Below are 10,550 nucleotides of genomic sequence, written 5' to 3'. Positions count from 1 at the left end.
CACTGATGTCCAGACCAGGTTTCCGGAAACCGGCAACAGGCCTTCCCCACGTCGTCAAAAACCAACCGCTGCGTCCAACGTCACGGCTCTCGTACACAGAGCGCGTATCAGTACTGCCCTCTTCGTAGTCGATCCATGCCTCGGATCCTCGATCGGTCTCCCGATCGCGGATCGAGCCGACCGACCCCATGCGGGTCTGAGAATTGCGCGCCGCGTGCCGTTCGTCAAGGCCCCCTGCTCCGTGCGGATCATCTCGGCCCCGTCGCGGGACCCTGGCACGGGGCAACGATGATCACCCTACTCCCCAACGACGACAGGGCAAGTCAGGCGCCGCCGGATACGCCGAAGGGCGACCACCCTTACGGGTGATCGCCCTTCGCAGAGGCCGTCAGGCGGCCTCAGAGGTGTTACTTGACCTCGACGGAGGCACCGGCGCCCTTGAGGGACTCGGCGGCCTTCTCAGCGGCCTCCTTGTTGACCTTCTCGAGGACCGGCTTCGGGGTGCCGTCGACGAGGTCCTTGGCCTCCTTCAGACCCAGGGAGGTCAGCTCACGCACGACCTTGATGACCTGGATCTTCTTGTCGCCCGCACCGGTGAGGATGACGTCGAACTCGTCCTTCTCCTCCTCGGCCTCGGCCGGGGCACCCGGGACGCCGGCGGCGGCAACGGCGACCGGGGCGGCGGCGGTGACGTCGAACTTCTCCTCGAAGGCCTTCACGAACTCGGCGAGCTCGATGAGGGTCATCTCCTCGAACTGAGCGAGCAGGTCGTCCTGAGACAGCTTCGCCATGATGGGCGATCCTTCCACTAATTCGGCTGGTGCCGAGATGTATCGAAAGGCGGGCGTAACGGCCCGCTACGACCCGCGCACTAGGCGGCGCGGATCAATGCGCGAGCCGAATTACTCGGCACCGCCCTGCTCGGCCTGCTTGGCGCGCAGCGCGTCCACGGTGCGGACGAGCTTCGACGGCAGCGCCTGGAAGAGCGCGGCAGCCTGGGACTGCTTGCCCTTCATGGCACCGGCCAGCTTGGCGAGCAGAACCTCGCGGGACTCGAGGTCCGCAAGCTTCTTGATCTCGTCGGCGGACAGCGCCTTGCCGTCAAGGACACCGCCCTTGATGACGAGCTTCGGGTTGTCCTTGGCGAAGTCACGCAGAGCCTTCGCCGACTCCACCGGGTCCCCGGTGACGAAGGCGACCGCGGTCGAACCAGCAAGGTGCTCGTCCAGCGCGGTGATCCCGACCGAGTTGGCCGCAATCTTGGTCAGCGTGTTCTTCACCACGGCGTACTGGGCGTTCTCACCGAGCGAACGACGCAGCGTCTTGAGCTGCGCAACGGTGAGCCCCGTGTACTCGGTCAGCACAGCGGCGTTCGAGCTGCGGAACATGTCCTCCAGCTCGGCTACCGCGGCAGCCTTGTCGGGCCTTGCCATAGAGCGTCGGCCTCCTTCCGGGTGATGAGGACCGCGCAGAAGGGGCTGGACAAAACAAAGCGCCCCGGGCGCAGGCGCACGGGGCAACGCTCGACCAGGATCAAGATCCCGGGAGCCTTTCCACATTCACCTGCGCGGGTCGCCCGCTTTCAGCGGATCCTTCGGCCACCGCCCCCTTGCGGGCGCGGCAACGACCAGCGGTCTTTGGCTTCCACGGAAGATTACGACACCGCGCCCTCGTCGAGCAAATCGGGCGTCCCCCGGGAGCCTCCGTACCGGCCGGCTACCCGCCGATCCCCTTCATCACCGCGTCGAAGTCGGCCGTGTCGTCCTCCGGCGGGGCCTGCACGGCGGCCGCCGCGCCGTACGCGGAGAACTCCGAGGTGACGTGGTCGGCGCCCTTGTCGTAGGTGCGCCGGGCCTCGGCCTTGACGGGGTGGCCGTCCTTGTCGACCCACACGTCGAGGCCGTACGAGGTGAGCTTGGTGCGCTGCAGCGCCTCGCGCAGGCTCGCGCGCTCGGCGTCCGGCACGAGCCGGCTCTTCTCGTCGCCGGCCATCAGCTGGTCGGGGGTGAAGGTCCCGCGGTAGTGCTCGGCCTGCACGCCCGCCGCCTGCTCGGTGCCGACGTGCTGCACCCCGGGCTGGTCGATCATCAGCGCGAGGTACTCGACCGGGGTGTCCTCGAAGCGGGCCGTGGGCTTGCCGTCCTTGCCCAGGGTCATCTTCATCCAGTGCTTGCCCTCCAGCGGCTTGTCCAGCTCCGTGTAGATGACGCCGGGCAGCATGATCTGCCGCTTGCCGCTCGCCTGCTTCATGTCGCGGGCGGTCGGGTACCAGGCCCCGGTGCCGGCGATCACGGTGGTCTTGCCGTCCTCCCCCACGGCCGTCGTCCGGAACGCCGCGTTCTTCGCCTGGAGCGTCTTGGCGTAGGCGGCCTTGACGGCCTCCTGGGGCGACTGGGGGGCCGCTGCGGCGGGCTTGGCGCCCTTCGCCGCGTCCTGCGCCGCGTCCTTCGTGCCGGAGTCGCAGGCCGTGAGACCGCCGAGGAGCAGTACGGCGCCGGCGAGGGCTGCGCCCGCTCGCGTCGAGGCAGTCGTGGTCATGTCGTTCCCCCTGTGTGGTGCCGGTGCGGCCGTGCGGCCGTGGTTCCGTCGTGTGCGCGGCACCGGCAGGCCGTGGCGGCCTCCCGTCCCGGGCCCCGCCGCCGGCTGCGCGGAGGCGGCGGCGTTCTGCGGTGTGCGCGCGGCGTGCGCTTCGTCCTCGGGCTTCCCCACCCCTGAAGCGCACGGTGTCGATCACCGTCGACTGTACGTGCGGTGACCGCGGAAATCGTGCGCATTTCCGTGCACACCGGCCCCGTCCGGGCGCGGGCATGCGAACGGGCCCCCGCCCTCCCGAGGGAGTGCGGGGGCCCGTTCAGGCGCTCAGCCGGTCAGGTGGGCCGTACGGCCCGCCCGATCAGACAGCAGCCGGGTCTTCCTCGACGAGGAGGTTCCGGGTGCGGTTCGGGTCGAGCTGGATGCCGGGGCCCATGGTGGTGCTCACGGCGGCCTTCTTCAGGTAGCGGCCCTTGGCGGCGGACGGCTTCAGACGGAGGATCTCCTCCAGCGCCGCGCCGTAGTTCTCGACCAGCTGCTCATCGGAGAAGGAGACCTTGCCGATGATGAAGTGCAGGTTCGAGTGCTTGTCGACGCGGAACTCGATCTTGCCGCCCTTGATCTCGGTGACGGCCTTGGCCACGTCCATCGTCACGGTGCCGGTCTTCGGGTTCGGCATCAGACCACGCGGACCGAGCACGCGGCCGAGGCGGCCGACCTTGCCCATGAGGTCCGGGGTGGCGACAACCGCGTCGAACTCGTTCAGGCGGTTGCCCTTGGCGATCTCGTCGATCAGCTCGTCGTTGCCGACGATGTCGGCGCCGGCGGCCTCCGCGGCCGCAGCACGGTCACCGGTCGCGAAGACCAGGACCCGGGCGGTCTTACCGGTGCCGTGCGGGAGGTTCACGGTGCCACGGACCATCTGGTCGGCCTTGCGCGGGTCAACACCCAGGCGGAAGGCGACCTCGACGGTGGCGTCGAACTTGACCGAGGAGGTCTCCTTGGCGAGACGGACGGCCTCGAGCGGGGCGTACAGCTTCTCCCGGTCGACCTTGGCGTCCGCAGCGCGGAGAGTCTTGCTGCGCTTCACTTCTGCTCCTGTTTTTTCGCTTCAGGCATGGAGTTGTGGTGCGGACCAGCGCTTGGCCCTACCACGGGTGGTGCAGGGGATGGCTGAAATCAGCCCTCGACGGTGACGCCCATCGAACGCGCGGTACCAGAGATGATCTTCATGGCGGCGTCGACGTCGTTGGCGTTCAGGTCGGGCATCTTCAGCTCGGCGATCTCGCGGACCTGGGCGGCCGTCAGCTTGGCGACCTTGTCCTTGTGCGGGGTGCCGGAGCCCTTGTCCACGCCCGCAGCCTTGAGGATCAGCTTGGCGGCCGGCGGGGTCTTGGTCACGAAGGTGAAGGAGCGGTCCTCGTAGACCGTGATCTCCACCGGCACGACCATGCCGCGCTGCGACTCGGTCGCGGCGTTGTAGGCCTTGCAGAACTCCATGATGTTGACGCCGTGCTGACCCAGCGCGGGGCCGACCGGCGGGGCCGGGTTGGCCGCACCGGCGTTGATCTGGAGCTTGATAAGCCCCGTGACCTTCTTCTTCTTGGGAGGCATTGCTCTCTCCGGGTCCTAGTGAGAGTTTTCCGCCGCCGATCCGGTCATCCGGATGGAGGCATACCGCACCACGATAGCGGGTATCGGTGCGGGGCTTAAAACCGAGCAGGTCAGACCGCCCGTTGCGGGGCGGTCTGACCTGACCGGAAGCTGTGGATCAGAAGATCAGTTCTTCTGGATCTGGTCGAAGCTGAGCTCGACCGGGGTCTCGCGGCCGAAGATCTCGACGAGGCCCTTGACCTTCTTCGAGTCCGGGTTGATCTCGTTGATGGTCGCCTGCAGCGTCGCGAACGGGCCGTCGGTGACGGTGACCGAGTCGCCGACCTCGAAGTCCAGGACCTCGATGGTGCGCTTGACCGCGGGCGCCGGGAGGCCGGCCTCCTCGGCGGCCTGCTTGGCGGCCTTCTCCTGCGCCTCCGGGGCGAGCATCTTGACGATCTCGTCCAGGGTCAGCGGGTACGGGTCGTAGGCGTTGCCGACGAAGCCGGTGACGCCCGGGGTGTTGCGGACGACGCCCCAGGACTCGTTCGTCAGGTCCATGCGGACGAGCACGTAGCCGGGCAGCTTGTTCTGCCGGACGTTCTTGCGCTCGCCGTTCTTGATCTGGACGATCTCTTCCTCGGGCACCTCGGCCTGGTAGATGAACTCCTCGACGTTCAGCGAGACGGCGCGCTGCTCCAGGTTGGCCTTCACGCGCTTCTCGTAGCCCGCGTAGGTGTGGATCACGTACCACTCGCCGGGCAGCGTGCGCAGCTCGTCGCGCAGGGCCTGGATCGGGTCGACGTCCTCCGCCTCGGCGGCCTCCTCGGCCTCCTCCGCGGGCTCGGTCTCGGTCTCGGCCGCGGCCTCGGCGGCCTCGTCCTCATCGGCGTCGGCGACGTCCTCGTCGACGTCGTCCTCGACGTGCAGCGCGGCCTCCTCGGCAGCGGCACCGGCCTCGGCGTCGGCGAGCTCCGCCTCGTCGGGGTCCACAGCGTCTGCCGCCTCGACGATGTCGAGCTCGTCCTCGACGGACTCGACGGAGTCGTGGCTCGCGTTCAGGTTCGGGTCAGACACGGTGGCTGCTTCTTCCTGGATACAAAAGGTGGTGGAACATGCGAAAACGGGCGGCACCCATCAAGGCGCCGCCCTCCGCGAGGATCAGCCGAAGACGAACTTGATGGCTTCCTGGAACCCATAGTCAATCACGGTCACCAGACCGATCATGATGACGACGAAGACAATCACCACGGTGGTGTACGTGGTGAGCTGGTTGCGGCTGGGCCAGACGACCTTGCGGAGCTCCGCGACGATCTGGCGGTAGAACAGCGCGAGGCGGCCCAGAGGGCCCTTCTTGCCGCGCTTGCCGCCCTTGCGGGTCTTCTTCTCGGCGGTGCCGTCCTCGGCGTCAGGCATGTCGATGGAGCCCAGGGCGTCCGTCACGTCTCTCACCTGAATCCGGGTCGGGGCCGTGGCCGCGCCCGGTTGCGCCGCACGGCGTTGCATCTAAGTACGTACCTGCGCACACATCCGAGGAGGAGTGTGGAGCAGGGCCGGAGGGACTCGAACCCCCAACCGCTGGTTTTGGAGACCAGTGCTCTACCAATTGAGCTACGACCCTTTGCGTTCCCCAACCTACCGCATACGGGCGAGTGCACGGAGTGCTCACGCTCTGCTGTGGCCGGCGAGGTCCAACGACAGGTGAGTGTACGTGTTTCACGCCCTGACGTCGAACAGAGCGCAGATCCGGGTGGTCCGTCCGATGTTCGGAACGGTGTGCAGGGCCTCCGGGGCTTCTGGGACGATTGGCGGTATGACGTCTGCTACGCCTTCCTCCGAGCGCCGGGTGTCCGCCCGTATCGGCGCCATCTCCGAGTCCGCCACCCTCGCCGTCGATGCCAAGGCCAAGGCCCTCAAGGCCGCCGGGCGCCCCGTCATCGGCTTCGGCGCGGGTGAGCCCGATTTCCCCACCCCCGGCTACATCGTCGAGGCCGCGGTCGAGGCCTGCCGCGACCCGAAGTTCCACCGGTACACGCCGGCGGGCGGCCTGCCCGAGCTGAAGAAGGCCATCGCCGAGAAGACGCTGCGCGACTCCGGTTACGAGGTCGACGCGTCGCAGGTGCTGGTGACCAACGGCGGCAAGCAGGCGATCTACAACGCCTTCGCCGCGATCCTGGACCCGGGTGACGAGGTCATCGTCCCGGCTCCGTACTGGACCACCTACCCGGAGTCGATCCGGCTGGCCGGCGGTGTCCCGGTCGAGGTCGTCGCCGACGAGACCACCGGCTACCGGGTCTCCGTCGAGCAGCTGGAGGCCGCGCGCACCGAGCGCACCAAGGTCGTCCTGTTCGTGTCCCCCTCGAACCCGACCGGCGCGGTCTACAGCGAGGAGGACGCGAAGGCGATCGGCGAGTGGGCCGCCGAGCACGGCCTGTGGGTGCTGACCGACGAGATCTACGAGCACCTGGTCTACGGCGAGGCGAAGTTCACCTCGCTGCCGGTGCTGGTTCCGGCCCTGCGCGACAAGTGCATCGTCGTCAACGGCGTCGCCAAGACGTACGCCATGACCGGCTGGCGCGTGGGCTGGGTCATCGGCCCGCAGGACGTCGTCAAGGCCGCGACCAACCTGCAGTCGCACGCCACCTCGAACGTCTCGAACGTGGCCCAGGTCGCCGCGATCGCCGCCGTCTCCGGCAACCTGGACGCCGTGGCCGAGATGCGCAAGGCCTTCGACCGCCGCCGCCAGACCATGGTGAAGATGCTCAACGAGATCGACGGCGTCTTCTGCCCGACCCCCGAGGGCGCCTTCTACGCGTACCCGTCGGTCAAGGAGCTGCTCGGCAAGGAGATCCGCGGCAAGCGCCCGCAGACCTCCGCGGAGCTCGCCTCGCTGATCCTGGACGAGGCCGAGGTCGCGGTCGTCCCGGGCGAGGCCTTCGGCACCCCCGGCTACCTGCGCCTCTCGTACGCCCTGGGCGACGAGGACCTGGTCGAGGGCGTGTCCCGGATCCAGAAGCTGCTGGCCGAGGCGAAGGCCTGACCACCGCTCCGGAGCGGCGCCGTCCCTACTGGGGGGCGGCGCCGCTCCGCCGTTTTCCGCGGGCGGGGCGGGGGGCTGCCGCTGCGCGGGGCCCGTTCCCCACCCCGCCCCTTCCCGAAACCGGGGGCTCCGCCCCGGACCCCGCTGGAAAATCCAGCCCCGCCGGCGTTTGAGGCGCGGGGTCTGGGGCGGAGCCCCAGGCGGGGGCCGGGGCCACAGGCCCCGGTTTCGGGAAGGGGCGGGGTGGGGCATCGCTCCGCGCAGCGGCATACCCGCCGCCACCGATACGCGTTCGGGCGAGACGCCGATCGGGAAAACCCTCCCGCTGAGCGCAGCGGTACGGCAGGATCACCGGATGGAGCACGTACGCGATCTGACGCTTCTGCCGAAAGCCCATCTGCACCTGCACTTCACCGGGTCCATGCGGCCGTCGACCCTGCTGGAGCTCGCCGACAAGTACGGTGTGCGCCTGCCCGAGGCGCTGACCGGCGGGGAGCCGCCGAAGCTCCGCGCCACCGACGAGCGCGGCTGGTTCCGCTTCCAGCGGCTGTACGACACCGCCCGCTCGTGCCTGCGGCAGCCCGAGGACATCCAGCGCCTGGTCCGCGAGGCCGCGGAGGAGGACGTCCGCGACGGCTGCGGCTGGCTGGAGATCCAGGTCGACCCCACCTCGTACGCCCCGCACCTGGGCGGTCTGATCCCGGCGGTCGAGGTCATCCTGGACGCGGTCGAGTCGGCGTCCCGCCACACCGGGCTCGGCATCCGCGTGCTGATCGCGGCCAACCGCATGAAGCACCCGCTCGATGCGCGCACGCTCGCCCGCCTGGCCGTCCGCTACGCCGACCGGGGCATCGTCGGCTTCGGCCTGTCGAACGACGAGCGCCGCGGTATGGCCCGGGACTTCGACCGGGCCTTCGCCATCGCCCGGGAGGGGGGCCTGCTGGCGGCCCCGCACGGCGGGGAGCTCACCGGCCCGTCCTCGGTCCGGGACTGCCTGGACGATCTGCACGCGGCGCGGATCGGGCACGGGGTGCGGGCGGCCGAGGACCCGCGGCTGCTGCGGCGGCTCGCCGAGGCGGGGGTCACCTGCGAGGTGTGTCCCGCGTCGAACGTGGCGCTCGGGGTGTACGAGCGGCCGGAGGACGTGCCGCTGCGGACGCTGTTCGAGGCGGGGGTGCCGATGGCGCTGGGCGCGGACGACCCGCTGCTGTTCGGTTCGCGGCTGGCGGCGCAGTACGGGATCGCCCGCCGGCACCACGGGTTCACGGACGCGGAGCTCGCGGAGCTGGCCCGCCAGTCGGTGCGGGGGTCGGCGGCGCCGCCCGACGTACAGGACAAGCTGCTGACGGGGATCGACCACTGGCTGGCCGGTTAGCCGTCGGTCAGCCGGCCGGTCTGCGGGTGAGCCGCAGGTCGCCCTGCCAGCAGTCGGCCCGGACCTGCTCGCCGTCGCCGTCGCCGAAGCCGATCTCCAGCTGGGTGCGGCCGGTCTCGGGCACCGCGAACTCGGACACCCGTGCCACGGTGTCGCCGAGGTGGCGCAGGAAGGGGTGGTCGCCGAGGTCCTCGCCGACCTCGATCCGGCCCCACTCCCCCATGTCGTACGGCTCGTGCGGGGCGGCGGACTCGACGATCAGGCAGCCGTCGGACCCGGTGCTGATCCTGGTGGAGTCGCCCTCGCTGTCGATGAGCCACACGTCGAGGGGCGCCTCGGAGCGTTCGCCCTCGCAGACGTGCCAGGACGCGACGATGCGGCTGATCGTGCGCCCCACCAGGCGGGTGGGGTCCGTACCGGCCCCGTGCAGTGGACAGAGCATGCCGGCCGGGGCTCCTCAGAGGCTGACGCCGACCGTCACCGGCTCGTTGACCAGGGTGACGCCGAAGGCCGCGTGGACTCCGGCGACGACCTCGCGGGCCAGGACGAGCAGGTCCTCGGTGGTGGCCTCGCCGCGGTTGGTGAGGGCGAGGGTGTGCTTGGTGGAGATCCGGGCGGGGCCGGTGCCGTAGCCCTTGGTGAAGCCGGCCTTGTCGATGAGCCAGGCGGCGCTGGTCTTCGTACGGCCCTCGCCGGCCGGGTAGGCGGGCGGGGCGGTGTCGGGGCCGAGGCGGTCCTGGACGCGGGCGAGGAAGGCGGCGTACGCCTCGGCGGTCAGGATCGGGTTGTGGAAGAAGGAGCCGGCGGACCAGGTGTCGTGGTCGGCGGGGTCGAGGACCATGCCCTTGCCGGCGCGCAGGCGCAGGACGGTCTCGCGGGCGCGGGCGGCCGGGACGCGGTCGCCGGCCTCGACGCCGAGGGCGCGGGCGGTCTCCGGGTACTTGATCGGCGCGGAGAGGCCGCCGGCGTCCTCCAGGGCGAAGCGGACGCGCAGGACGACGTACCGCTCGGGCTGGTGCTTGAAGAGGCTGTCGCGGTACGAGAAGGCGCACTCGGCGGCGGTCAGGGTGACGGTTTCGCGGAGGGTGCGGTCGTAGGCGACGACCTCCGTGATGGTGTCGCAGACCTCCTGGCCGTACGCGCCGACGTTCTGGATCGGGGTCGCGCCGGCGGAGCCGGGGATTCCGGCGAGGCATTCGATGCCGGCGAGACCCGCCTCGACGGTGCGGGCGACGGCGTCGGACCAGTTCTCGCCGGCGGCGAGCTCCAGGGTGGTGCCGTCGAGGTGGAAGCCGGTGGTGGCGATGCGCAGGGCGGTGCCGTCGAAGCCGCGGTCGCCGATGACCAGGTTGCTGCCGCCGCCGATGACGAGCAGCGGAGTGCCGCTCCCGTCCGCGGCGCGGACGGCCTCGACCACCTCGGCGTCGGTGGTCGCGGTGACCAGCCGGGTGGCGGGCCCGCCGAGGCGGAACGTGGTCAGCGGGGCGAGGGGGGCATCGTGGAGTTCCTGCACGTGGACAAGAGTACGGTCCGCGGCCGCGGGTTCCCTGCGGGGCCACGGACCGTACGTCCCGGCGGTCAGTACCGGGCCTGCTCGGCGGCGAGCCGGCGCTCGGCTTCCTCCCAGGTGATGGGGAGGTCGGAGGCCGGGGCGGTCCAGAAGGTGAAGGCCGATTCCTTCATGAACGCGGCGGCGGCACGGGAATTGGAGCGGTGCGGCTCGCTGCGGGCGAACCGGTAGAGGGCGTCGCGGCTCTCCCAGGCGGAGAGGGTGAGGAAGGTCCGGGAGCCGACCCGGCCCCGCAGGGCGGCGCCGTGGGCGCCCGGGGCCTTGCGGATCTGGAAGACGATCGCGGGCGACTTGAGGGCGAAGCGGAGGGCCCCGAGCAGGGTCTTCGTCTCGAAGCGGGAGGCCATGACGTAGACCTCGGCGTCGGGGGCGGGGGCGGGGGCGGGGGCGGTGGGGGTGGTCCAGGGCATGTCGGGCATGGCGGGCTCCTTCGTACGGGT

At 70.2% G+C, this 10,550-nt stretch carries 12 protein-coding genes and 1 tRNA gene; 2 read left to right on the top strand and 11 right to left on the bottom strand.

All coding sequences use genetic code 11. The features are described from left to right. Nucleotides 1-407: 407 nt before the first annotated feature. The 8 genes from rplL to ACIQUT_RS10990 form a co-directional block, all read right to left on the bottom strand. On the bottom strand, nt 408-791 hold the full coding sequence (rplL, locus tag ACIQUT_RS11025) for a 50S ribosomal protein L7/L12 (protein ID WP_403561745.1): 384 nt from the start codon (nt 789-791) through the stop codon (nt 408-410). A gap of 111 nt (nt 792-902) precedes the next feature. Further along, nucleotides 903-1,433, bottom strand: coding sequence for a 50S ribosomal protein L10 (gene rplJ / locus ACIQUT_RS11020; protein WP_403561743.1), 531 nt, complete (start codon nt 1,431-1,433; stop codon nt 903-905). A 283-nt stretch (nt 1,434-1,716) separates the two neighbouring features. Then, nucleotides 1,717-2,538, bottom strand: coding sequence for a hypothetical protein (locus ACIQUT_RS11015; protein ID WP_403561740.1), 822 nt, complete (start codon nt 2,536-2,538; stop codon nt 1,717-1,719). 355 nt (nt 2,539-2,893) lie between these two features. Then, nucleotides 2,894-3,622: a 50S ribosomal protein L1 gene (gene rplA, locus ACIQUT_RS11010; RefSeq protein WP_385673233.1), complete on the bottom strand. Its 729-nt coding sequence runs from the start codon at nt 3,620-3,622 to the stop codon at nt 2,894-2,896. A gap of 89 nt (nt 3,623-3,711) precedes the next feature. After that, nucleotides 3,712-4,146: a 50S ribosomal protein L11 gene (gene rplK / locus ACIQUT_RS11005; RefSeq protein WP_179173465.1), complete on the bottom strand. Its 435-nt coding sequence runs from the start codon at nt 4,144-4,146 to the stop codon at nt 3,712-3,714. A gap of 165 nt (nt 4,147-4,311) precedes the next feature. Continuing rightward, nucleotides 4,312-5,202: a transcription termination/antitermination protein NusG gene (nusG, locus tag ACIQUT_RS11000; RefSeq protein WP_403561737.1), complete on the bottom strand. Its 891-nt coding sequence runs from the start codon at nt 5,200-5,202 to the stop codon at nt 4,312-4,314. An 84-nt stretch (nt 5,203-5,286) separates the two neighbouring features. Next, complete coding sequence (gene secE, locus ACIQUT_RS10995; RefSeq protein ID WP_403561735.1) at nt 5,287-5,568, bottom strand: preprotein translocase subunit SecE; 282 nt, start codon at nt 5,566-5,568, stop codon at nt 5,287-5,289. A 105-nt stretch (nt 5,569-5,673) separates the two neighbouring features. Further along, nucleotides 5,674-5,746 (bottom strand) — tRNA-Trp (locus ACIQUT_RS10990). 192 nt (nt 5,747-5,938) lie between these two features. On the opposite strand from ACIQUT_RS10990, the gene ACIQUT_RS10985 reads away from it, so the two are divergent. Beyond that, nucleotides 5,939-7,165: a pyridoxal phosphate-dependent aminotransferase gene (locus ACIQUT_RS10985; protein WP_403561734.1), complete on the top strand. Its 1,227-nt coding sequence runs from the start codon at nt 5,939-5,941 to the stop codon at nt 7,163-7,165. A gap of 355 nt (nt 7,166-7,520) precedes the next feature. After that, nucleotides 7,521-8,540: an adenosine deaminase gene (locus tag ACIQUT_RS10980; RefSeq protein WP_403561732.1), complete on the top strand. Its 1,020-nt coding sequence runs from the start codon at nt 7,521-7,523 to the stop codon at nt 8,538-8,540. Between the two features lie 7 nt (nt 8,541-8,547). Here ACIQUT_RS10980 and ACIQUT_RS10975 read toward each other — a convergent pair whose 3' ends face one another. The 3 genes from ACIQUT_RS10975 to ACIQUT_RS10965 are packed head-to-tail and all read right to left on the bottom strand — an operon-like array spanning nt 8,548 to nt 10,529. Further along, nucleotides 8,548-8,982 carry a hypothetical protein gene (locus ACIQUT_RS10975; protein WP_403561730.1) on the bottom strand — a complete coding sequence of 145 codons (435 nt, stop codon included), beginning with the start codon at nt 8,980-8,982 and terminating at the stop codon, nt 8,548-8,550. A 15-nt stretch (nt 8,983-8,997) separates the two neighbouring features. Then, complete coding sequence (locus ACIQUT_RS10970; protein ID WP_403562480.1) at nt 8,998-10,122, bottom strand: UDP-N-acetylmuramate dehydrogenase; 1,125 nt, start codon at nt 10,120-10,122, stop codon at nt 8,998-9,000. Beyond that, entirely contained in the window at nt 10,119-10,529 is a 411-nt protein-coding gene (locus tag ACIQUT_RS10965; protein ID WP_403562478.1) for a DUF3291 domain-containing protein, read from the bottom strand. The genes ACIQUT_RS10970 and ACIQUT_RS10965 overlap by 4 nt, the downstream gene beginning before the upstream one ends. Nucleotides 10,530-10,550: the final 21 nt, after the last annotated feature.

It is taken from the genome of Streptomyces sp. NPDC090445 (genome assembly GCF_044769385.1).
Classification (GTDB): domain Bacteria; phylum Actinomycetota; class Actinomycetes; order Streptomycetales; family Streptomycetaceae; genus Streptomyces.
This window is presented reverse-complemented; position numbering and strand designations above follow the sequence as displayed.

What these genes read in the sequence shown, in the direction of transcription:
- ACIQUT_RS11015 (WP_403561740.1), bottom strand. Translation starts at nt 2,538, where the DNA reads ATGACCACGACTGCCTCGACGCGAGCGGGCGCAGCCCTCGCCGGCGCC.
- ACIQUT_RS10985 (WP_403561734.1), top strand. Translation starts at nt 5,939, where the DNA reads ATGACGTCTGCTACGCCTTCCTCCGAGCGCCGGGTGTCCGCCCGTATC.
- ACIQUT_RS10980 (WP_403561732.1), top strand. Translation starts at nt 7,521, where the DNA reads ATGGAGCACGTACGCGATCTGACGCTTCTGCCGAAAGCCCATCTGCAC.
- rplK (WP_179173465.1), bottom strand. Translation starts at nt 4,146, where the DNA reads ATGCCTCCCAAGAAGAAGAAGGTCACGGGGCTTATCAAGCTCCAGATC.
- rplJ (WP_403561743.1), bottom strand. Translation starts at nt 1,433, where the DNA reads ATGGCAAGGCCCGACAAGGCTGCCGCGGTAGCCGAGCTGGAGGACATG.
- ACIQUT_RS10975 (WP_403561730.1), bottom strand. Translation starts at nt 8,982, where the DNA reads ATGCTCTGTCCACTGCACGGGGCCGGTACGGACCCCACCCGCCTGGTG.
- ACIQUT_RS10965 (WP_403562478.1), bottom strand. Translation starts at nt 10,529, where the DNA reads ATGCCCGACATGCCCTGGACCACCCCCACCGCCCCCGCCCCCGCCCCC.
- rplL (WP_403561745.1), bottom strand. Translation starts at nt 791, where the DNA reads ATGGCGAAGCTGTCTCAGGACGACCTGCTCGCTCAGTTCGAGGAGATG.